Origin of the sequence: Mitsuaria chitosanitabida ATCC BAA-476 = NBRC 102408 (genome assembly GCF_001598255.1) — a bacterium.
Lineage (GTDB): Bacteria > Pseudomonadota > Gammaproteobacteria > Burkholderiales > Burkholderiaceae_C > Roseateles > Roseateles chitosanitabidus.
The window spans coordinates 101,753-121,984 of sequence record NZ_BCYP01000001.1 but is presented as its reverse complement, the minus strand read 5'-3'; the positions used below and the strand labels follow the sequence as shown (position 1 = coordinate 121,984).

Genomic DNA, 20,232 nt, shown 5'->3' with positions numbered 1-20,232 from the left:
GAGGGGCGGAGGTCAGTCCGGCAGCAGCTCCAGCACTTCGTCGCCGTAGCCGTCGCGCTCGCCGGTGGGGCGCCAACCGAGGCGGCGGTAGAAGCCGTGGGAGCGATGCGCGGGGTTGTCCGAGCAGCCCAGGAACAGCCGCTGATGGCCGAGGCCACGCAGCTGATCGACCATCCGCGCCAGCAGCGCGCGGCCCAGCCCCTGTCCTTCGAACTCCGGCAGCAGCGCGAGCACGACGATCTCGCCACTGCCCGCGTCGCCGAAGCAGTAGCCGGCCATGCGGTCGCCGGCCATCGCGATCGCGCCGGGCAGAACGCCGTCGCGGACCTGACCGGACCAGGAGGCTTCGGTGATGCCGAGCTCGGCCAGGCGGGAGGCGGAGATGGCGTTCTCGCGCGTGCGGCCGCGAAGGTCGATGCAGGCGGGGATGTCGGCGGGGACGGCGGGGCGGATGGGGAACGTCATGGGGGAGAGCGTAGCTGGAAGACCCTCTCCCGCAAGCGGGAGAGGGAGCAAGAAAGGTCGGGCGTGCCAACACCCCGAAGACCCTCACCCCTGCCCTCTCCCGCAGGCGGGAGAGGGAGTAAGAGGGCTCGGCTATCAGCTATCAGCTATCAGCTATCAGCTATCAGCTATCAGCTGTCAGCCATTGGCCATCGGCCATTCAACGATGACGCCTGAGCGCTGGTGACTCCCTCTCCCGCTTGCGGGAGAGGGTGGGGGTGAGGGTCTTCGGGCTCTTGCCACTGCCCCGCCCGCCATTCCGCGAGCGTCCCCTCCGCCATCACCCCGATCCAATCGGCCATCGCCTCCGCCTCCTCCGGATCGTGCGTGACCATCAACGCGGTCTGTCCGGCGTCGCGCAGGATGGCGCGGACCTCGCGGACCAGCCGACCTCGCGTGTCGGCATCCAGACTCGAGAACGGCTCATCGAGCAGCAACAGCTTCGGCGACGGCGCAAGCGCCCGCGCCAAAGCCACGCGTTGCTGCTGACCGCCGGAGAGCTCATGCGGCATCCGCCCGCCCAGCGCATCTAGTCCCACCAGTGCCAGCAGTTCACGCACGCGGCGCTCACGTTCATCGCGCTTCCAGCGGCGCAGGCCGAAGCCGACATTGGCCGCCGCATCCAGATGCGGGAACAGCGCGATCTCCTGGAACAGCAGCCCCACCCCGCGCTGCTCCGGCGCGAGCTGCGTCGTCGCGGTCGACAGCGTCCGCCCGTCCAGCGCGATTCGGCCCGAGCTCAGCGGCTCGAAGCCGGCGATCGCGCGCAGCGCGGTGCTCTTGCCGCAGCCCGACGGGCCCAGCAGGCAGGCGATGCCGCCCAGCGGCAGCGACAACGACAGGCCGCGCAACACGGGGGTCTGCGCGCCGGGATAGCGGACGTGGACGTCCTCCAGGGCGAGCGTGCTCATGTCGCCTCCTTCGTGGGAATGAACGGGGTCGAGGATGCGTCCGACACGCGCGTCGCGGACACGGCGCGCGGTGCTTCGGGCCCGCCTCGCGCCTCTGACGCGCATGCCGCTTGCGGCGCGCGCGACACCTGCGGCGTGCGCCGTGCACGCGGCGTGTCGGCGTTCGGCGCCGGCGATGCGGGTGAAGCCGGCTCGCGGCTCAGCAGCAGCACGGCCGGCAGGCCGACGGCGACGATCAGCAGCGCGGCCAGCGCGCCGTGCTCGTAGCTGCCGCGCGCCGCTTCCGCGTAGAGCAGCGTCGGCAAGGTCTCGACATTGGCAGGCCGCAGCAGCAGCGAGGCCGGCAACTCCTTCATCACGTCGATGAAGACGAGCAGCGCGCTCGTGGTCAGCGCGGGCCGCAGCAGTGGCAGGTGCACGCGGCGCAGCGTGCCCAGCGGCGATTCGCCCAGGCTGCGGGCGACCTGCTCCAGCGGCGCGGGAATGCGCGACAGGCCCGCCTCGACCCCACCGATCGGCAGCGCGAGGAAGCGCATCACCCCCGCCGCGACCAGCACCACGCCCAGGCTCATCATCGGCAGCCCCGGCAAGCCGAGCGCGCCTGCGATCCAGGCATCGAGCGCGAGCGCCGGCGGCAGCAGGCCGATGGCCAGCACCGTGCCAGGAATCGCGTAGCCCAGCGCCGCGCCGCCCAGCCACCAGGCCCGCGTGCGCGCCCCCGCGGTCGAGCGCGCCGCCCAGGCCACCACCAGGCCCGCCGTCACGGCGATCGCGGTGACGCTCAGCGCCAGCAGGGCCGAGTGCGTCGCGCCGGCGATGACCTCGGGGGTCAGGCCGTAACCCTCCACGACGCGCTTCCACGCGAGCGTCGCCAGGTGTCCTGCCGGCAACACGAAGCCGATCACCACGGGCAGGGCGGCCGCGGCCGTCGCCAACCAGGCGCGCGCGCCGTGCAGCCGCTGACGCGGCGCCGGCCGCATCGCCCGCACGGCCCCGGCGCGCTGGCGGCAACGGCCCTGCCGTTCCAGCATCACCAGCACCGCCACGAGCGCCAGCATCGCGCAGGCGATCTGCGCCGCGGCGCCGAGGTCCGAGCGCGTCACCCAGGTCGTGTAGATCGTCGTCGTCAGCGTCGTGACGCCCAGGAACTCCGAGGCGCCGACATCGTTCAGCACCTCCAGCAACACCAGCCCCACGCCGACCGCGAGCGCCGGCCGCGCCATCGGCAAGGCCACGCGCCGGAACGCGCCCCACGGACCTTCGCCCAGCAGCCGCGCGGCCTCCATCAGCCGCGCCGGCTGGGTCGAGAACATCGCCCGCATGCTCAGGTAGACATAGGGATAGAGCACCGCCGACAGCACCAGCACCGCGCCGCCCATCGAGCGCGCGTCGGGCAGGCGGAACTGCCGTGGCGAGTCGAAGCCCAGCAACGCCCGCAGCGCCCCCTGGAACGGGCCGATCGGATGCAGCAGGTCCACGTAGCTGTAGGCGGCGATGTAGGTCGGGACCGTCAGCGGCAGCAGCAGCGCCCATTGCAGGACGCGCCGGCCGGGGAAGTCGGCCCGCGTGACCAGCCAGGCGCAGCCGGTGCCGACGACGGCCGTCAGCAGGCCGACTCCGCCCAGCAGCGTCGCGGTGCGCGCGAGCGCGCCCGGCAGGACGTGCTCGATCAGATGCGACCAGTGCGCCGCGCCGGCGCCCAGCGCCGTCCACGCGAGCGCCGCCAGCGGCGTCAGCACCGCGAGCGCGATGGCCGCGGCGCACGCGGCCCAGAGCGGACCGACCGCGCGCGGCCGGACGAGGTCCCGGCTCACGCGCTCAGGGCTCCCGCGCTCATTGGTCGAAGGCGACCTTGTCGATCAGCAGGCTGGCCTGCTTGCGGTGACGCGCGATCTCGGTCAGCGGCAGCGGGTCGGCCTTGAGCGGGCCGATCGCGGACTGGATCAGCGGATCCAGCGCCACGCCGGCGCGCACCGGGTACTCGTAGTTGATCTGCGCGTAGAGCTGCTGGGCCGGCTCCGACACCAGGAACTCCACCAGCGCCTGCGCCGCGGCCTTGTTGGGCGCGTGCCTGGCGACGGCGGCGCCGCTGATGTTGACGTGCGTGCCCGCGCCGCGCGCGGCGAAGGTCGGCTTCAGCACCTGGATGCCGTCGCCCCACTTGCGCGCGTCGCTGCCGGGCTTGGCCGACTTCATCTGACCCACGTAATAGGAGTTGGCCAGGCCCACGTCGCAGACGCCGCCCAGGATGTCGCGCGCCACGTCGCGGTCGCCGCCGGTGGGCTTGCGGCCCAGGTTGGCCTTAAGGCCGCGCAGCCACTGCTCGGTCTTGGCCTCGCCGTCGTGGGCGATCATCGCGGCCACCAGCGCGGTGTTGTAGGGGTGCTGGCCCGAGCGCGTGCAGACCTTGCCCTTCCACCTCGGATCGGCCAGATCCTCGTAGCGGATCGCGGTCGCCTTCAGGCCCTGATCGGCGTAGAGCACCCGGGCCCGCATGGACAGCGCGGTCCACTGACCATCGCTCGCGCGCAGGTTGGCGGGGACGGCGGCCTCCACCTCGCCGGACTTCAGCGCTTGCGTCACGCCGCCCTCGACCAGGTCGATCAGATTGCCCACGTCCACCGTCATCAGCAGGTCGGCCGGCGAGCGCGCGCCCTCGGCCTTGACCCGCTCCAGCAGGCCGTCCTTGACGAAGACCGTGTTGACCTTGGTCCCCGTCTTGGCCGTGAAGGCCGACAGCAGCGGCTGCACCAGCGCGACCTCGCGCGTCGTGTAGAGCGTCAGCTCGCCTCCGGCCGGCACGTTGGCCTGCGCGGCCAGGGGCATCAGCGCCGCGGCCAGCGCGAGCGCCGAGGCGGCAGGGATCGGACGGAAGGTCAGGTCGGGTCGGCGCATCGTCGGGTCTCTTTCTCAATGGATGAGAACTCTTCTCATCTGAAAGAGGCGCAATGTAGGCGCCGGGCCCGCCCGGCGGAAGGTGCCAAAAGCTGGCGGACCCACAGGATTTGCGGTGGCCGCCGTTCAGGCTGGCTTCAGGCCGGTTGGATCGGGTTCCCCGACGAGGCCGTCTGGGGCAGCGCCCGCGCGCCGGCGGCGATCACGGCGGAAATGGCCCCGATCTCCTCGCGCAGCCAGCGCTGGGCCGGATCGGGATCCGAGCGGACATGCCACACCTGGCTGATGTCGATGCCCCGCAGCGCGAAGGGCACCTGGCGGCTGGCCAGGCGCTCGGCCTGACCGATGGCGGGGACGAAGGTGTCGGGCAGCACGGTGATCAGGTCGGACTGCTGCACGGCCAGGGCGCCGGTGAAGAAGCTGTTCACCGTCATCGCCACCGTGCGCCGCCGGCCCAGCAGCGCCAGCGCGTCGTCGACGAAGCCGTGCGGCCGGCCGGCGAAGTTCACCCGCAGGTGCTGCGCGGCGCAGTAGGCGTCCAGCGTCAGCGCACCGGGCGCGGCCAGCGGGTGGTCCGGCCGCATCACGCAGACGTAGCGGCCCGAGTACAGCGGCTCGCGTCGCAGCGCGGCGCTGTCGTCCTCGATCAGCAGCTGCTCGGTGAGGTCGGGGAAGAAGCCGATCGCCAGGTCGGCCCAGCCCTGCTCCAGCAGTTCGCGCGGATCGCGGGTGGTCAGCGGCACCACGCGCAGGCCGACGTGGATGCCCTCCCGCAGGAAGCGCTGGGCAAGACGTGGCACCACCAGCGCGGCGGTGGCGTCGGCCATGGCCAGCGTGAAGCTGACCGCGTTGCCGGCGGCACGCGGGTCGAAGGGCTGCGGCTCCAGGGCCTGCTGCAGGCTGGCCAGCGCGCGGCGCACCACGGGCCACAGCGCCTGCGCGTGCGGGGTGGGCTCGACGCCGGTGGAGGTGGGGATGAAGAGCTCCTCGTGCGTGGCCTCGCGCAGGCGGCGCAGCGCGTTGCTGACGGCCGGCTGGGTGATGGCCAGGCGGTGGGCGGCGCGGGTGACGTGCCGCTCCTCCATGACCACGTCGAAGACCCGCAGCAGGTTCAGGTCCAGCGTGCGGAAGTTGACGGGGCGGGCGGGGCTGCTCATGGGGCCGGATGCTAATTCCGTCACGGGTCATTTCCGGCCGTGATGACCCGATTCGGAGACGCAATTGGCGGCCGCTACGTAAAAACCGCAACATGGCGGCCATGGACGACGGCGATGCGACCCGCGACGCCGGCTCCTCTCGACGACCCAGACCGACCCGAACGATCCGACGCCTCAACAAGGACACATCATGAACACCACCACGCTGAATGCCGCACCCCAAGTGATGGCCGCCGACGCCGCCCGGGCCAGCGCCGCGAGCGCCGCCGGCGAGCGCGTGGTGGGTGTGGCGCTGCGCGCCGGTCGCGGCTTCTTCCGCTTCGTCAACGCCGCCGCCGAGGTCCGTCCCCGCGCGATGCTGCTGCAGGCGGCCGAGGCGGAGTCGACCGACCGCCCCGACCTGGCCTTCTCGCTGCGCCGCGCGGCGCGCAACGGCTGGATGTACTGATCTCTCTCTCAGGGCGCCACGAGGCGTCCCGCTCCTGCAGGGAAGGCCGGACCGCGAGGTCCGGCCTTTTCCTTTGCGCCTCCCGCCGATTCCGCACCCCGCCAGCGATCTCAACATGGTCGGCATCCCTGTTGGTGATGCGAGGTGTGTGATGAATCAAGTGATGCCCGTCCGGCCCCATGGCGCGCCGAATTCGGCCTGGCGCACGAGGAGGTGATGACCTGGATCGCCGCCGGCCGCCCGCACTGACTCCCGTCATGCGGGCGGGTGCTCGCCAGCCCGCACAATGCGCCCCATGGCCTTTCCTCTCACGCTCCTCGACGCGGCCTCGGCCGCGGGCGCGCACATCCTGTGGGTCTACCTGGTCCTGCTCGCCGTGGTCACGGGCGCGACCTGGCTGTCCGCCCGCGCCCTGCTGCCCGATCGCGGCGGCCCCGCCTTCCCGCCCGATCCGCTCTCTCCCGCCGCACTGCTCGTCCGGCTGGCCGCGGGCTTCCTGTTCATCGTCGGCGGGGCCATGCTCTTCGCCGAGATCGCCGAGCAGCTCCACACCGCCCCGACGCTGGGCCAGCTCGACGAGGCCTTCATCGCCGCCTCCATCGACCAGGTCCCCGATCCCATCCTCCACGGTTTCTTCCTGCTGACCTTCCTCGGCAACCGCGACACGCTGATCGGCATCGGCGTGACCGTCGCCCTGGCGCTGCTGTGGCGCCGCCGCGGCCTGGCGCTGGGCTGGACCCTGGCGATGCTCGGCAACGCGATGCTCAACCCCACGCTCAAGCACATCTTCGAGCGCACCCGGCCGCTGCACCCCACGCATTGGCTCACCGAGGACGGCTTCAGCTTCCCCAGCGGCCACAGCTCGGGCTCCGTGGTGGTGCTGGGCATGCTGGCCTACGTCGCGGTGCGCGTGCTGCCGCGTCGCTTCCACGTGCCGGCCTGGGTGATCGCCGCCGCGCTGGCCTTCTCGGTCGGCTGCAGCCGGCTCTTCCTGCGGGTGCATTTCCCGACCGACGTGCTGGCGGGCTTCACCTCCGGCGCGGCCTGGCTCGCCGTGTCGATCGCGAGCATCGAGTTCGCGCGCTGGGGCCACCGCCGCTACACCAGCCGCCGGCCCCGGCAGACGCTCTGATCAGCGCCGGCGAGCCCGCGATCAACGGACAGCCCGCCGCCCGTCATCGCGGCCCGCGTTGACGGGTCGCGGCTCCCAGGTCACGCGAGCGTCGTCGACGCCACGCGCTGGAACAGCCCGACCGACTCATCGACGTCCCAGCGCTCGACCACGCCGGCACGACCTGACCCCGCTCGGATCACGTTCACCGAGTTCGGGATTCCTCCCCGCACCCGCGTGCTCAGCGCCGTGCCCGCCTGTACCGCCCACATCGGGCGCGGCAGCTCCGGCCAGCGCTCGCGCAACGGCAGGACGTAGGGCAGGTGGATGTGCCCGCCGACCACCGCGTCGGCGCCCGCCTCCGCCCAACGCCGCACCGCGGCTCCCCGGCCGCGCAGCAGATTCTTGAGGTCCGTCGCCGAGGGCACGGCCACCGGCTGATGCACGGCGATCAAGCGCAACTGCCCCGGCTTCGCCGTCGCGAGGCGACGCGCGACCCGCTCCACCTGCGCCGACGACACCTCACCATGCTTGTGCCGGTAGCGGCGCGTGGTGTTGAGGCCGATGACGAGCAGATCCTCCGATTCGAACTCTCCCTCCAGCGCCCGGCCGAAGGCGCGCGCATAGCGGCCATAGGGATCCAGCATCCGGTTGAAGAGCGCGAACAACGGGATGTCGTGATTCCCCGGGATCACGAGCCGCGCCGGCGCATGGAGCTTGTCGACGAAGGCACGGGCCCGCGCGAACTGATCGGGCCGCGCGCGCTGCGTGATGTCGCCGGTGAGCAGAAGCAGATCGGGCCTGAGCTCGGCGGCGAGCCGCTCCAGCGCCGCGAGCGCCATCGGCCGCTCGGTGCCGAAGTGCGGATCGGAGATCTGCAGCACCACCGTCATCGGCCGCGCTCCATCGAGTCCTGCGCATCCTCGGCCGTCGTGCCGGTCGGCGCGCCGGACTGCTGGTCGGCACGGCGGTCGGCCACCTGGGCAGATCGGGGCGACGATGCCGGCGCGGAGTCCGTCGCCCCGCCGGCGGCCTGCGCCTCGCGTCGCTCCTCGGCCAGTCCGGGCGGCCGGATCAGCGGCAGCGTGTCCGCCGCGACCTCGAAGCGCAGCGGCAGCCGCATCCACATCACCTCGCCGTCGGTCGCGACCTTGATGCGCCGCGCGCCGAAGGCCCGCCCCCGCACCGTCAGCCGCCGGAACGGGAAGTTCTCGACCTGATCCGCCTCGCCCAGCTTCCCGAGCGCGCCGCAGGCCAGCAGCCACAGCAGCATGCCCCGGCCGACGCGCTTGAGCATCACGCCCGCGAGCGCGCCGCCATCGATCGCCCGCGACTCCGGCAGCCCGACCTGCTCCATCTGCAAGGCGTTGTTGCCCACGAAGAGCGTCGGCGTGCGGACATGGCGCGGTTGGCCGTGCTGCTCGATCGTCAGCCTCAGACTGCGGTGACCGCGGAGGAGGGTCGCGATGCCAGCACCGAGGGCCACCAGCCGGCTGCGTCCGAACTGCTGCTTCCAGCTCTCGCGATCCTCGAGCAACTGCGGATAGAGCCCGAGGCTCGCATTGACCAGGAAGACGCGGTCGTTGACCAGGCCCACCTGCGCGGGCATGGGGCGCTCGTGCAGCAGCACGCGCAGCGCCCCGTCGAGGTCGGCCGGGATGCCATGGGTGCGGGCGAAGTAGTTGAAGGTGCCGCGCGGCAGCACGCCGAAGGCGCACCCGCTGCCGAGCACCGCCTGCGCGACACCGTTGATCGTGCCGTCCCCGCCGGCCGCGACGACGATGCCGCCCTCGTCCCGCGCCCGCCGCACTGCCTCGCCCGCGATCTCGGCCAGACGCCCGGGCGATTCGATCGGCAGCAGCACGCAGCGTCGCCCCACCGCCGCGCAGGCCGTCTCCACCGCAGGTCCGACCTCATCGCGGTCGCCGTGACCGGAGGCGCGGTTGAAGACGACGAAGAGGGGCGCTTGCGAGGAATGGTTCGAGGCGGTCATCGGCATGGGGGCGCAGCGACAGGAAGCGGCAACGATAGCTGCCCTGGCAAGCTGCGGACCCACCCAGGCTTGCCGAGGCCCGCATCGGCCTCGATCTGTCGACTACCGCCCACCTGGCACAGGCAGTTCCTCCAGGCCGATCACCAGACGTCGACCGAGCATCTGGACAGCCTCCGCGATGCGCGGCAGCTTGGAGGCATGGTGAGGATCCAGGAGTCGGCGGACCTCCTTCTCATCGACGCCGAGCCGACGCGCCAACTGCACCTGGGACACGCTGGCGGACCGCATGGCGACATGCAACGCGGCCTTGGCCACCGTTTCCGGGGGGGGCGAGACCCAGTGCTCGCGACGTCGCGCGGGCGTGGCCGGAGGAAACGCGAGTCCCTCCGACATGTAGAGCGCGAAGACCTCATCCAACGCGTCCGCCGCCTCGCTCAACGCGTGGTCCTGATCGTCGCCCTGCGTGATCAGTTCCGGCAGATCGCGGCAGGTCACGACGAACCCGCCCTCCTCCGCGGGCGCCAGATGCACGGCGTACTCGAATCGCTCCATGACCCACTCCTTCATAGATCCGTGACCCGAAGCCCCAGCTGCGCGCACATGCCATGCAAGGTGCCAGTCTTCAGTTCATCCTTCGGGTTCCGGACCACCGTTCTCGCCGCACCGAAGTGCAGGATCTGATGGCTGCCTTTGCCCCGCTTGGCGTCCAGCAGGACCGGCACGCCGCGCGCTCTGCCGAGCGCCCGGATCCGCCTGATGAAGTCGTTGCCCGTCATGCGACGACTTTCGGACAATTATGTCCGAATCATCAATGACTGGAAGAAGTCGATCTCGCGGGGCGACTGGCCGCTGGATGGGGCCGGCGCCCTGATCCGAGGAGCGGACGCGAGCGGCCCGCCCCTCACTCCACGAAGTAGGTCCGCCCCGTCTGTCCGCCTTCGACGCTGCGCTGGTACGCGAGCGCCACGCGGGCGGCCGGGACGCCTTCCATGCCGGGCATGAAGTCGCCGTAGTCGGCCAGCGACTCGGTCAGCACGGTCGGGCTGATGACATTGATGCGCAGCCCGCGCGGCAGATCGATCGCCGCGCCACGCGCGAAGCCCTCCAGCGCCGCATTGACCGCGGTCGCGTTCGCGCCCGAGCGGATCGGCTCGCGCGACAGGATGCCGGCGGTCAGGGTGATGGAGCCGCCGTCCTTCAGCACATGCTGGCCCTGCAGCGCCAGCCGCACCTGACCCAGCAGCTTGTCCTGCAGGCCGATGTCGAACTGCGCGGCGGTCATCTCGCTGACCGGGCCGAAGTGCAGGCTGCCCACCGTGCTGACGATCGCGTCCAGCGGGCCGCCCGCGGAGGCCTCCGCGAACAGGCGGCGCACGCTGTCGTCGTCGGTGATGTCGACGCGGAACTGGCCACTGTTGCGGCCCGCGGTCAGCACCTCGTGGCGCTGCGACAGGTGGGCGTGGACGGCTCGGCCGATGACGCCGCTGGCGCCGACGATCAGGACTTTCATGAGGAGCTCCTTCTGGGGATGGGAACGAGAAGAGAAAGGGACCGGGGACTCGGGAAGGCCTCGATTCTTTCCATCACCATCGATTCGATAAAGTCCCCTCCTGTTTCTTCATTCCATAGGAAAGCGATCGAATCATGTTCGACAAGCTGCGCAGCATGGAGGTGCTGGTCGCGGTGGCCGACGCGGGCAGCTTCGCGGCCGCGGCACGGGCGCTGGACCTGACCCCGGCGATGGTCGGCCGGCATGTGCAGGCACTGGAACGCCATCTGGGCGCGCGGCTGATCCAGCGCACCACGCGCCAGCACCGATTCACCGAAGTCGGCGAGGCCTTCACCCAGGACTGCCGCCGCGTGCTCGAGCAGGTCCGCTGGGCCGAGACCGCCGTCGAGCGCAACCGCAGCGAGCCGCAAGGCCAGCTGCGCGTGTCGGTCCCGATCGCGCTGGGGCAGTTCGCGATCGCGCCGCTGGTGGCGGATTTCCTCGCCCGCCATCCGCAGGTGAGCGTCGAGCTCCACCTCGGCGACGGCCTGACCGACCTGCTCGGCGAGGGCTTCGACGCGGCCATCCGCGTCGGAGAGCTGCACGCGGACGGTCTGGTGGCGCGCCCGCTGCGGCCCTACCGGATGGTCATCGCCGGCGCGCCGTCTTACTTCGAGCGGCACGGCGAACCGCGCAGCGTGGCGGACCTGGCCAGGCACGAGTGCCTCAGCCATTCGGTCTGGCAGCGCCGCAGCGAATGGGCGCTCGTGAACGGACGCGCCACGATGCAGTGGCCCAAGACCGCGCGCTTCACCGCGAACCAGGCCGATGTGCTGCGCCGCGCCGCGGTGCAGGGGCTGGGCCTGGTGATGCAGGCCGAGGTGGTGCTGGCCGAGGATCTGGCCGCGGGTCGCCTGCGCGCGGTGCTCCCCGACAGCGTCCCGCCCGCCCGCGCCGTGCACCTGATCTATCCGCCCGATCGACAGCGGCTCCCCAAGCTCGGCGCCTTCATCGACGCGATCCTGGCCGGCTGGGGGCCGGAAGCGGCGCCGACCTCGCGCCCGTCGAACGCGTCGCCGAGGCGCTCCGCGCCTTCGCCTTCGCCTTCGCCTTCGCCTTCGCCTTCGCCTCCGCCTCCGCCTTCGGGTTCGGGTTCGGGTTCGGGTTCGGGTTCGGTTCCGGGTTCGAGCGCGCCCGCGGTGGCACCGGCCCCGACGCGGACAGCGCCTCGATCAACGCCCGCACGCCGGGCAGCGAAGGCGCCTGGGCGGAGTGGCAGATGAGCAAGGTCCGCCGCGCCCAGGGGTCGTCCAGGCGCAGGATGCGCAGCGCCGGAGACAGGTAGCGCTCCGCCGCGCCGCGCGGCATCACGGCCACGCCCGCGCCGGCCGCGACCAGCGGCGCCATCGCGTCGAAACCGCTCACCCGCACGCGGTGATGCGGCACGCGGCCGCAGCGCGCGGCCTGCGCCAGCAGGAAGCGGCTGAGGCCGCTGTCCGCGCCGAGCCCGACGAAGCTCTGGTCCAGCAGGTCGACGAAGCGCGTCGACGCGCGACGCCGCCCCACCGCGGGCACCAGCGCCACGAGCTCGTCCTCCAGCCACGGCCGTGCGTCCAGGCCGCGGGTGTCGACGTGATCCGCCACGATGGCCACATCGGCCACGCCCTCGCGCAGCGCCTGGAGCGCGGCGTCGCTCGCCATCTCCTGGAGCTCGACATCGATGTCCGGATGCGCGGCCAGGAAGCCACCCAGACGCGGCGGCAGCGCCTCCACGATCGCCGCCGTGTTGCCGAGCAGCCGCACCGTGCCGCGCAAGCCGCGCCCGAAGGCCGACATCGCCACATGCAGCGAGTCCAGCTCCGCCAGCACGCGATGCGACTGCCGCGACAGCGCGCGGCCCGCATCGGTCGCGACGGCGCCGGCCTTGGATCGCTCCAGCAGCCGCACGCCGACGCGATGCTCCAAGGTCTGGATGCGCGCACTGGCGGCCGCCAGCGACAGGCTCATCGCCTGCGCGCCGGCCGTGATCGATCCCTGCGCGACGACCGCCTCGAAGAGCTGCAGGTCGAAGGGATCGACGCGGTAGTCGACGGCGCGGCGCTCGATCGGCACCGCACCGGTCGCCGCCGCGGTCTTCACCCGTCGTGGGCGGGACGCCGATCGCGCGACAGAGGCCGAGCCTGATGCGGGGGCGACGGCAGACGCGGCGTTTGCAGCAACGACAGAAGCCGCGCCTGCGGGGCGGGCGGGGGTGTTTCGTCGGCTCTTGGTCATCGTCATCCTCTTGCTGCGCCGAAGGATATCCGCCGCGCTTCGTGATCGACATCCGCCCCCGCGGCCCGTCAAGATGCCGACCATCACGAAGCGACACCTCAAGGAGTTCCGACATGTCGTACGCGCAGCTCGCGCCCTGGCTCGGCATCGCCGCCGTCTTCATCCTGGCCGGCGGGGTCAAGGGCATCACGGGCATGGGTCTGCCCACGGTCGCGATGAGCCTGCTGGGCCTGTGGATGGCCCCCGCCCAGGCGGCGACCCTGCTGGTGATGCCGTCGCTGGTCACCAACGTCGCGCAATGCCTGGGGCCCGCGTGGCGGCGACTGGTCTCGATGCTCTGGCCGGTGTGGCTGGGCATGGTCGTGACGACCGTCTGGTCGCCGGACCTGGGCGCCCTGGCGCCCATCGACGCGCGGGTGGCGCTCGGCGCGATCCTGGTGGTCTACGGCCTGTGGGGACTTTGGAAACCGGTCGTGCCGCAGGTCGCGCGCGACGCCTGGTGGATCGGCCTGGTCGCCGGGCTGGCGACCGGCTTCGTCACCGCGTCGACGGCCGTCTTCGTGCTGCCGCTGGTGCCCTATCTGCAGGCGCTCAGGCTGGACAAGGACACGATGATCCAGGCGCTCGGCCTGTGCTTCACCGTCGCCACGCTCGCGCTCGCCGCGCGGCTGCATGCCTTCGAGGGCGGCACGCTGCTCGCCGGACCGTCGTTCGCCGCGCTGGGCGCGGCGGTCGCGGGCCTCGGGGTCGGCGCGATGGTGCGGGCGAGGATCAGCGCGACCACCTTCCAGCGCGCGCTGTTCCTCGTCTTCATCGCGCTCGGCGCGGCCAACCTGTGGCGGGCGATGTGAACGACGAGCGGGTGGCGGTGCTGGACGAGGCGCGCGTTCGCCTGATCACGCCAGCCGGAACGCCGCGGCCAGCTCGTTCATCCGCTCGGCCTGGTCGTTGAGCGAGGCCGCCGACGCGGCGGCTTCCTCGACCAGCGCGGCGTTCTGCTGCACGGTGCGCTCGACGTCCGCGAAGTTGCCGCGCAGCTGCTGCAGGCTGTCCGCCTCCTCGGCGATCTCGTGGGAGATGCGCTCGATCTCGGCGCTGACCGCCGCGATGCCGCGTTCGATGCCGACGATGGCGGCGCCCGCGGTCTGCACCTCGGCCTGACCGCGCTCCACGCGGCCGACCGAGTCGCCGATCAGCACCTTCACCTCGCCGGCCGCGTCCGCGCTGCGCTTGGCCAGGTTGCGGACCTCCGCGGCCACCACGGCGAAGCCGCGTCCCTGTTCACCCGCCCGGGCCGCCTCGACCGCCGCATTGAGCGCCAGGATGTTGGTCTGGAAGGCGATCGCGTCGATCACCGAGACGATCTCCGACATGCGATGCGAGCTGGCGCCGATCGCGCCCATCGTGTCGACGAAGCCCTGCACCAGGCGTCCGCCATGGGCGGCGCTCGCGCTGGCCTCGTCGGCCAGGCCGCGCGCGCGGGCCGAGGCCTGCGCCGTGCCGTCCAGCGTCTCCGACAGACGCTGGACCTTGTTGGAGGCCTCCTCCACACGCGCCGCGGTCGTCTCGCTGCGCACGCTCAGGTCCTGGTTGCCGGCAGCGATCTCGTCGGCCGCGCCGTGGATCTCGCCCGAGGCGATCTGCATCTGCGTCACCAGCGCGCGCAGCCGGTCCCGCATGGAGCGGATCGCGTCGATCATGCGGCCGGCCTCGTCGCTGGAGCGCCACGGCGAGTCGGCGGTCAGATCGCCATGGGCGATACGGTCGGTGAGCCTCTCGGCCTCGCGGATCGGCCGCCAGACGCCGACCAGCGTTCGCCACAGCATCAGGCCCAGCGCGATCAGGCCGCCGATCACGACGACCGAGGTCAGCATCAGGCGGCGCTGCATCGCGGCCTCGCGCTCGTCCAGGCGCTGGGCGACGCCGTCCATCACGCGGGCGGACAGCTGCGACTGCAGCACCGCGCCCTTCTTGAGCGTGGCGACCAACTGGTCCAGCGGATAGTTCACGTCCTTGGCCGAGGCCTCGAGCGCCTCCAGCACGACCTGGCGCTGCTGGTCGACGCGCTGCAGCGTCTCGGCGTACTCGGCGGCGCGCTCCGTGTCCGCGGCGGCGGCCTGGCGCAGCGCGGCGGTGAGCTGGCGCAGGTCCGCGCGATAGCGCCCCGCGGCGTTGCCGACCGCGGCCACGTCGTCCACCGCGGCGGCCGACGCGATCGCGCCCAGCTCGGCCAGCGTGTCCGTCAGCTGCGGCGCGATCTGCAGGCCGGCGACGATGTCGGCCTGCATCGCGCCGTCGGCCTGCAGCATCAGACCGCCATGCGCGTTGAGCCGCGCGATGGCGTCGAAGATGCCGTCGACCAGCGCGCGGTACTGCGGCGCCTGGACGTTCAGCATCTGATTCGGGCCCTTGTCGTGCAGCGTCTTGAACTGCGCGCGGAGCTCGTCCACGCCGGCGATCAGCGGCGCGCTGTCGCGCACCGGCGCGAGCTCGACGACGACCGCGTCGAAGTCCTGCTGCAGCTTGGCCGCGGCGGCGTCGCGCGCGGCGGCCTGCTCAGGATGGGAACCGGCGGTGGCCGAGGCGAGGCGGTGCTCGGCCAGATCGGCGATCACGCGTTGCCAGGCCTGGTTGGCGGGAAGCGCCGCGCGCTCCAGGCGCACGGTGCCCAGGGCGTTCAGCAGGTTGACGCCGAGCTGCCCGGTGGGCAGCAGGCAGACCACGCCGCACAGCAGGGCGACGAGGGCGAGACGGTGTTTGAGAGACATCGGGCAAACCTTGGGAGGTCGGGTGAAGCGGGTGTGCAAGGGAGTGCCCGGCCAGTCTTGCAATGCTTTGTTACAGCCTTGGTGGAAGCCCTGAATCCCCCCGCCTGGGCGACCGGGCTTCATCGGGAATTAATGGGAAGCGGCTAACTTCAGGATCGGCCGTGAAGTTTTCACGGTCCATGGCCGGTCGCCCTGCGCGGGCGGGGCGACCGGGGGTCGGGAGGGCCCCCTTGCAAGCGGGCCGGAGGCGTCCCTTAAACTCGCGCCCCATCCCACCGCCATGAGCGCGCCATCCATGAAGAGCTCCAAGACTCGCCCCGCCACCAAGGTCACGCTGGGCATGGTCGCGGAGCACAGCGGCGTCTCGCCCAGCACCGTCTCCCGCATCCTCAACGGCACGGCCGTCGTCAGCCAGGAGAAGAAGGACGCCGTCGACCGCGCCATCGCCGAGCTCGGCTTCGTCCCCAATCCCATCGCCCGCGTGCTGGCCGGCGGCCGCTCGCTGAGCGTCGGCGTGGTGACGCAGGCGATCGACAGCCCGTACTACGGCGTCGCCTTGCGCGGCATCGAGGAGGTGCTCGACGCGGCCGGCTACGTGCCGCTGTTCGCGAGCGGCCACTGGAACGCCAAGGAAGAGCAACGCTGCATCGACACGCTGCGCGCGCGGCGCGTGGACGGGCTCATCGTCCTCACGGGCCGCCTCAGCGACGAGGCGCTGCGCAAGCTCGGCAAGGAGCTGCCGGTCGTCGTCACCGGGCGGAATCTGAAGGCGAGCGGCTTGTACTCGCTGAACTTCAACGACTTCGAGGGGGCGCGGTTGGCGACCCATCACCTGCTGTCGCAAGGGCATCGGAAGATCGCGTTCATCAGCGGGGATCCGGTGCATCCGGACGCGCAGGAGCGGCTGCGCGGGTATCGGGCGGCGCTGGAGGCGGCGGGCGTGAAGTACAAGCCGGCGCTGGTGCTGCCGGGCATGTTCCATGAGGAGAGCGGGCTGATGGCGGTGGAGCGGCTGATCGACAGCCGCGAGCCGTTCACGGCGATCTTCGCGGCCAACGACCAGATGGCCTTCGGGGCCTCGCTGGCACTGTACCGCCGGGGGCTGCGGGTGCCGGATGACGTCTCCATCGTGGGGTTCGACGATCTGGCGGGCGCGGCGCATTCGATTCCGCCGCTCACGACGATTCATCAGGCGGGGCTGGAGCTCGGACGGTGCGCGGCGCAAGCGCTGCTGGACCTGCTGGCGGATCGCAAGCCGACGGCGCAGTTGCCGGAACCGCGGTTGATCATCCGGTCGTCGACGCGAGGGGCTTGAGGGGTTCGGCGAGCCCGGAAGACCCTCTCCCCTGCCCTCTCCCGCAAGCGGGCGAGGGGGCCCACCGCGCTAGGCGATGGGATGTGTGCTTAGCCCTGACTTACTCCCTCGCCCGCTTGCGGGAGAGGGCGGGGGTGAGGGTCTTCGGGCTCCTTAGCGATAACCCTGGTACGTTCCCCCTCCAGTGATCGATATTATGAAAGCGCTTTCATAACAACATCGACACGGAGACCTCCAGCATGCGGCAGTGGGCCCGACGGCTATTGGCGACGGCATTGACCCTGAGCGCGGGCCTCGCGGGGTCAGGCCTTGCCGTCGCCGGCACCACGCTCACCGTGGCCGCTTTCCCCGCCGTGGACGAGATCGTCCGCGCCGCGCTGCCCGAGTGGAACCGCCTCCACCCCGACGTCGAGGTCCGCGTCGTGAGCCGCGAGCTCAACGACCACCACACGGCGATGACCACGGCGCTCTCGACCGCCAAGGGCCTGCCCGACGTGATGGCGCTGGAGATCGGCTACCTCGGCCGCTTCGCGCAGGGCTCCGGCCTCGAGGACCTGTCCCAGCCGCCCTACTCGCTGCGCGCCGACCGCGACCGCTTCGTCGGCTACGCCTTCGACCAGGCGACGACCGCCTCCGGCGCCGTCGTCGCCGTGCCCACCGACATCGGCCCGGGCACCCTGCTCTACCGCACCGACCTGCTGGCCCGCGCCGGCCTGCGCGAGTCCGACCTCACCACCAGCTGGGACGGCTACGTCGCCGCCGGCGTGCGCCTCAAGGCCGCCACGGGCGCCTTCCTGCTGGCCCATGCGCGCGACATGAAGGACATCGTCATCCGCACCGGCCTGCGGCCGGGCGAGGGGCTCTACTTCGACAAGGACTCCCGTCCCCTGGTCACGTCGCCGCGCTTCGTCCGCGCCTTCGAGCTCGCCCGCGCGGTGCGCCGCCAGCAGCTCGACGCCAAGGTCACCGCCTGGTCCTCCGACTGGACCGAGGGCTTCCGCCGCGGCGGCATCGCCACGCAGATGGCGGGCGCCTGGCTCGCGGGCCACCTGAACAGCTGGCTCGCGCCCGGCACCCGCGGCCAGTGGCGCGCCGCGCAGCTTCCCGAGCACGCCTACGCGGCCTACGGCGGCACCTTCTTCGCCCTCGCCCGGCACGGCGACGCCGCCCGCAAGCCCATGGCCTACGCCTTCATCCGCTTCATGACGATGAACCGCGCCCAGCAGCTGGCGGCGTTCAAGGTCCAGGACGCCTTCCCCGCGCTGGTCGACGCGCAGACCGATCCCTTCTTCGACCAGCCGCTGCCCTTCCTCGGCGGCCAACCCGCGCGCCGCGACTGGCGCGAGGCCGCCGCCCACATCCGCGCCTTCCCCGTGCACAAGCAGGACGCCTTCGCCCGCGAGGTCATCGACACCGAGCTGGACAAGGTCCTGGACCGCGACAAGGACATCGCCACTGCCCTCGCCGACGCGCAGCGCCTGCTGCTGCAGCGCGCGCGGCGCTGACCGGGATCCCCGACGATGAGCTTCCGACTGCCTCCCGCCCTGCGCCTGTCGCCGCGCTACGCCCCCTATGCGCTGCTGGCGCCCTTCCTGGTGCTGTTCGCGGTCTTCGGACTGTTCCCGCTGCTGTTCTCGCTCTACCTGGCCTTCCACAGCTGGGAGCCCACCAGCGGCCTGGGCGCGATGCACTGGGTCGGTCTGGACAACTTCGCCTTCGCGCTGCAGGACGACTGGTTCTGGAAATCGCTGCGCAACACCGGGTGGCTCGCGATCGCGTCCGGCGTGCCGCAGCACCTGGTCGCCATCCCGCTCGCGACCTTCCTGCACATCGCCTTCAAGCGCTGGCGCAATCCCATGGTCGGGGCCTACTTCCTGCCCTACATCACCTCCTCCGTCGCCATCGCGATCCTGTTCAGCTCGCTGTTCTCCACCGACTACGGCCTGATCAACATCGCCCTGGCCACGCTGCGCGAGTTCCCGGTGCTGGGTCATCTGATGCCGCAATCGGCCATCGACTGGCTCAACGATCCGGACGCGCTCAAGCCCGCCATCTCGATGATCGTGTTCTGGCGCTACGTCGGCTTCAACGTGGTGCTCTACCTGGCCGCGCTGCAGACCATCCCGCCCGATCTCTACGAGGCCGCCACCATGGACGGCGCCAGCCGCCTGCAGCAGTTCTTCCACATCACGCTGCCCAGCCTGCGGCCGATGATCTTCTTCGGCGTGACGCTCAGCGTCATCGGCGGGCTGCAGCTCTTCGAGGAGCCCTTCATCCTCACCGGCGGCAAGGGCGGCTCCGACCAGGCCGGCATGAGCGCCGCGGTCTACCTCTACCGCAACGCCTTCGACTTCAACGACTTCGGCGCCGCCAGCGCGATGTCCTGGCTGCTGTTCCTCATCGTGGCCGCGCTCACGTGGCTGACCAACCGCGCCTTCCGCCCCAAGGGCGAATGAGCACGCCAGCGCGCAAGACCGACCAGGCCGACCCATGAGCACCACGATGCCCGCCGCCCCCTTCGACGCCGCCGCGCCCCGCGCGACGCAGCCGCCGCGCATGACCGCCTGGGCCGCCTACCTGCTGGTGGGCGCCGGCGCGCTGATCATGCTGGCCCCGTTCTATTTCATGTTCGTCTTCGCGACCCACTCGCGCACCGAGATCTTCAGCCTGCCGCCGCCGCTGTGGTTCGGCGACGACTTCCTGAACAACGTCGCCATCCTCACCAAGCGCCTGCCCTTCTGGCGCAACCTCGGCCTGAGCCTGTACGTCGGCGTCTGCAACACCGGCCTGACGCTGCTGTTCTGCTCGATGGGCGGCTATGCCTTCGCGATGTACGAGTTCCGCTTCAAGAAGGCGCTCTTCGGCCTCGTCATGGGCACCATGCTGCTGCCCAGCTTCATGAACATGATCCCCAGCTTCATGATCATGGACCTGCTGGGCTGGATCGATCAGCCGCGCGCGCTCTACATCCCCGGCGCGGCCAGCGCCTTCGGCATCTTCCTGATGCGCCAGTTCATCAGCTCGGCCGTGCCGCGCGAGCTGGTCGAGGCCGCGCGCATGGACGGCTGCGGCGAGCTGGGCATCTACGCCCGCATCGTGCTGCCGCTGCTCAAGCCGGCGCTGGGCACGCTGGGCCTGATCACCTTCATCGCCTCCTGGAACAACTTCATCGGCCCGCTGGTCGTCATGCGCTCGCCCGAGATGTACACGCTGCCCCTGGCGCTGCGCAGCCTGCAGAGCCCGGTGGACACCGAGTGGGGCGCGCTGATGGCCGGATCCGCCATCGCGACGCTGCCGCTGATCGTCCTCTTCGTCCTGTGCTCGCGGCAGCTCATCTCGGGCCTGACCGTCGGCGCCGTCAAGTGAA

The 20,232-nt window shown here is 71.4% G+C and carries 19 protein-coding genes and 1 pseudogene; 8 read left to right on the top strand and 12 right to left on the bottom strand.

Annotated features, from left to right (window positions below; translation table 11 throughout):
* Positions 1-12 precede the first annotated feature (12 nt).
* The 5 genes from MCHT01_RS00515 to MCHT01_RS00495 all read right to left on the bottom strand — a co-directional run bounded on the left by MCHT01_RS00515 (position 13) and on the right by MCHT01_RS00495 (position 5,467).
* Positions 13-465, bottom strand: coding sequence for a GNAT family N-acetyltransferase (locus MCHT01_RS00515; RefSeq protein ID WP_067060877.1), 453 nt, complete (start codon positions 463-465; stop codon positions 13-15).
* A 170-nt stretch (positions 466-635) separates the two neighbouring features.
* A complete protein-coding gene (locus MCHT01_RS00510; protein WP_084451466.1) occupies positions 636-1,415 on the bottom strand; it encodes an ABC transporter ATP-binding protein in 780 nt (259 codons plus the stop codon).
* A complete protein-coding gene (locus MCHT01_RS00505) occupies positions 1,412-3,229 on the bottom strand; it encodes an ABC transporter permease (RefSeq protein WP_084451464.1) in 1,818 nt (605 codons plus the stop codon). Before MCHT01_RS00505 ends, MCHT01_RS00510 begins: the two co-directional genes overlap by 4 nt.
* Before the next feature lie 19 nt (positions 3,230-3,248).
* A complete protein-coding gene (locus MCHT01_RS00500; protein WP_067060874.1) occupies positions 3,249-4,310 on the bottom strand; it encodes an extracellular solute-binding protein in 1,062 nt (353 codons plus the stop codon).
* Between the two features lie 137 nt (positions 4,311-4,447).
* Positions 4,448-5,467 carry a LysR family transcriptional regulator gene (locus tag MCHT01_RS00495; protein ID WP_067060871.1) on the bottom strand — a complete coding sequence of 340 codons (1,020 nt, stop codon included), beginning with the start codon at positions 5,465-5,467 and terminating at the stop codon, positions 4,448-4,450.
* Between the two features lie 190 nt (positions 5,468-5,657).
* Between MCHT01_RS00495 and MCHT01_RS00490 the strand changes: the two genes are divergently transcribed.
* Entirely contained in the window at positions 5,658-5,915 is a 258-nt protein-coding gene (locus MCHT01_RS00490) for a hypothetical protein (protein WP_067060868.1), read from the top strand.
* A 295-nt stretch (positions 5,916-6,210) separates the two neighbouring features.
* On the top strand, positions 6,211-7,047 hold the full coding sequence (locus MCHT01_RS00485; protein WP_067060866.1) for a phosphatase PAP2 family protein: 837 nt from the start codon (positions 6,211-6,213) through the stop codon (positions 7,045-7,047).
* Between the two features lie 80 nt (positions 7,048-7,127).
* Here MCHT01_RS00485 and MCHT01_RS00480 read toward each other — a convergent pair whose 3' ends face one another.
* From MCHT01_RS00480 to MCHT01_RS00460, 5 genes are all read right to left on the bottom strand, one after another.
* Positions 7,128-7,919 (bottom strand): metallophosphoesterase family protein, encoded by a 792-nt coding sequence (locus tag MCHT01_RS00480; protein ID WP_067060862.1) that lies wholly within the window; start codon positions 7,917-7,919, stop codon positions 7,128-7,130.
* On the bottom strand, positions 7,916-9,019 hold the full coding sequence (locus tag MCHT01_RS00475) for a diacylglycerol/lipid kinase family protein (RefSeq protein WP_084451537.1): 1,104 nt from the start codon (positions 9,017-9,019) through the stop codon (positions 7,916-7,918). The genes MCHT01_RS00480 and MCHT01_RS00475 overlap by 4 nt, the downstream gene beginning before the upstream one ends.
* A gap of 102 nt (positions 9,020-9,121) precedes the next feature.
* A complete protein-coding gene (locus MCHT01_RS00470; RefSeq protein WP_148661320.1) occupies positions 9,122-9,571 on the bottom strand; it encodes a type II toxin-antitoxin system HicB family antitoxin in 450 nt (149 codons plus the stop codon).
* Between the two features lie 11 nt (positions 9,572-9,582).
* The gene (locus MCHT01_RS00465; RefSeq protein WP_067060856.1) at positions 9,583-9,795 is read right to left on the bottom strand and encodes a type II toxin-antitoxin system HicA family toxin; all 213 of its coding nucleotides are present in this window, start codon (positions 9,793-9,795) and stop codon (positions 9,583-9,585) included.
* Between the two features lie 125 nt (positions 9,796-9,920).
* On the bottom strand, positions 9,921-10,529 hold the full coding sequence (locus tag MCHT01_RS00460) for a short chain dehydrogenase (protein ID WP_067060853.1): 609 nt from the start codon (positions 10,527-10,529) through the stop codon (positions 9,921-9,923).
* 134 nt (positions 10,530-10,663) lie between these two features.
* Between MCHT01_RS00460 and MCHT01_RS27255 the strand changes: the two are divergent.
* A pseudogene (locus MCHT01_RS27255) lies at positions 10,664-11,476 on the top strand (LysR family transcriptional regulator); the annotation flags it as partial.
* Positions 11,477-11,516: 40 nt separating this feature from the next.
* On the opposite strand, the gene MCHT01_RS00450 reads toward MCHT01_RS27255, so the two are convergent.
* Positions 11,517-12,647: a LysR substrate-binding domain-containing protein gene (locus tag MCHT01_RS00450; protein ID WP_218017843.1), complete on the bottom strand. Its 1,131-nt coding sequence runs from the start codon at positions 12,645-12,647 to the stop codon at positions 11,517-11,519.
* A 248-nt stretch (positions 12,648-12,895) separates the two neighbouring features.
* Between MCHT01_RS00450 and MCHT01_RS00445 the strand changes: the two genes are divergently transcribed.
* Positions 12,896-13,633 carry a sulfite exporter TauE/SafE family protein gene (locus MCHT01_RS00445; RefSeq protein ID WP_067060847.1) on the top strand — a complete coding sequence of 246 codons (738 nt, stop codon included), beginning with the start codon at positions 12,896-12,898 and terminating at the stop codon, positions 13,631-13,633.
* 45 nt (positions 13,634-13,678) lie between these two features.
* Here MCHT01_RS00445 and MCHT01_RS00440 read toward each other — a convergent pair whose 3' ends face one another.
* Entirely contained in the window at positions 13,679-15,550 is a 1,872-nt protein-coding gene (locus MCHT01_RS00440) for a methyl-accepting chemotaxis protein (protein WP_067060844.1), read from the bottom strand.
* Positions 15,551-15,830: 280 nt separating this feature from the next.
* Between MCHT01_RS00440 and MCHT01_RS00435 the strand changes: the two genes are divergently transcribed.
* The 4 genes from MCHT01_RS00435 (at position 15,831) to MCHT01_RS00420 (ending at position 20,231) form a co-directional block, all read left to right on the top strand.
* Complete coding sequence (locus tag MCHT01_RS00435; RefSeq protein WP_084451458.1) at positions 15,831-16,865, top strand: LacI family DNA-binding transcriptional regulator; 1,035 nt, start codon at positions 15,831-15,833, stop codon at positions 16,863-16,865.
* Positions 16,866-17,200: 335 nt separating this feature from the next.
* Positions 17,201-18,370 (top strand): extracellular solute-binding protein, encoded by a 1,170-nt coding sequence (locus MCHT01_RS00430; protein ID WP_245643113.1) that lies wholly within the window; start codon positions 17,201-17,203, stop codon positions 18,368-18,370.
* Between the two features lie 15 nt (positions 18,371-18,385).
* Entirely contained in the window at positions 18,386-19,321 is a 936-nt protein-coding gene (locus MCHT01_RS00425; protein ID WP_067060834.1) for a carbohydrate ABC transporter permease, read from the top strand.
* A gap of 34 nt (positions 19,322-19,355) precedes the next feature.
* Positions 19,356-20,231 carry a carbohydrate ABC transporter permease gene (locus MCHT01_RS00420; RefSeq protein ID WP_245643112.1) on the top strand — a complete coding sequence of 292 codons (876 nt, stop codon included), beginning with the start codon at positions 19,356-19,358 and terminating at the stop codon, positions 20,229-20,231.
* Position 20,232: the final 1 nt, after the last annotated feature.

Coding starts and splice junctions, on each gene's coding strand:
- MCHT01_RS00515 (WP_067060877.1), bottom strand. CDS start 465: ATGACGTTCCCCATCCGCCCCGCCGTCCCCGCCGACATCCCCGCCTGC.
- MCHT01_RS00510 (WP_084451466.1), bottom strand. CDS start 1,415: ATGAGCACGCTCGCCCTGGAGGACGTCCACGTCCGCTATCCCGGCGCG.
- MCHT01_RS00500 (WP_067060874.1), bottom strand. CDS start 4,310: ATGCGCCGACCCGACCTGACCTTCCGTCCGATCCCTGCCGCCTCGGCG.
- MCHT01_RS00495 (WP_067060871.1), bottom strand. CDS start 5,467: ATGAGCAGCCCCGCCCGCCCCGTCAACTTCCGCACGCTGGACCTGAAC.
- MCHT01_RS00490 (WP_067060868.1), top strand. CDS start 5,658: ATGAACACCACCACGCTGAATGCCGCACCCCAAGTGATGGCCGCCGAC.
- MCHT01_RS00485 (WP_067060866.1), top strand. CDS start 6,211: ATGGCCTTTCCTCTCACGCTCCTCGACGCGGCCTCGGCCGCGGGCGCG.
- MCHT01_RS00480 (WP_067060862.1), bottom strand. CDS start 7,919: ATGACGGTGGTGCTGCAGATCTCCGATCCGCACTTCGGCACCGAGCGG.
- MCHT01_RS00475 (WP_084451537.1), bottom strand. CDS start 9,019: ATGACCGCCTCGAACCATTCCTCGCAAGCGCCCCTCTTCGTCGTCTTC.
- MCHT01_RS00470 (WP_148661320.1), bottom strand. CDS start 9,571: ATGGAGCGATTCGAGTACGCCGTGCATCTGGCGCCCGCGGAGGAGGGC.
- MCHT01_RS00465 (WP_067060856.1), bottom strand. CDS start 9,795: ATGACGGGCAACGACTTCATCAGGCGGATCCGGGCGCTCGGCAGAGCG.
- MCHT01_RS00460 (WP_067060853.1), bottom strand. CDS start 10,529: ATGAAAGTCCTGATCGTCGGCGCCAGCGGCGTCATCGGCCGAGCCGTC.
- MCHT01_RS00445 (WP_067060847.1), top strand. CDS start 12,896: ATGTCGTACGCGCAGCTCGCGCCCTGGCTCGGCATCGCCGCCGTCTTC.
- MCHT01_RS00440 (WP_067060844.1), bottom strand. CDS start 15,550: ATGTCTCTCAAACACCGTCTCGCCCTCGTCGCCCTGCTGTGCGGCGTG.
- MCHT01_RS00435 (WP_084451458.1), top strand. CDS start 15,831: ATGAGCGCGCCATCCATGAAGAGCTCCAAGACTCGCCCCGCCACCAAG.
- MCHT01_RS00425 (WP_067060834.1), top strand. CDS start 18,386: ATGAGCTTCCGACTGCCTCCCGCCCTGCGCCTGTCGCCGCGCTACGCC.
- MCHT01_RS00420 (WP_245643112.1), top strand. CDS start 19,356: ATGAGCACCACGATGCCCGCCGCCCCCTTCGACGCCGCCGCGCCCCGC.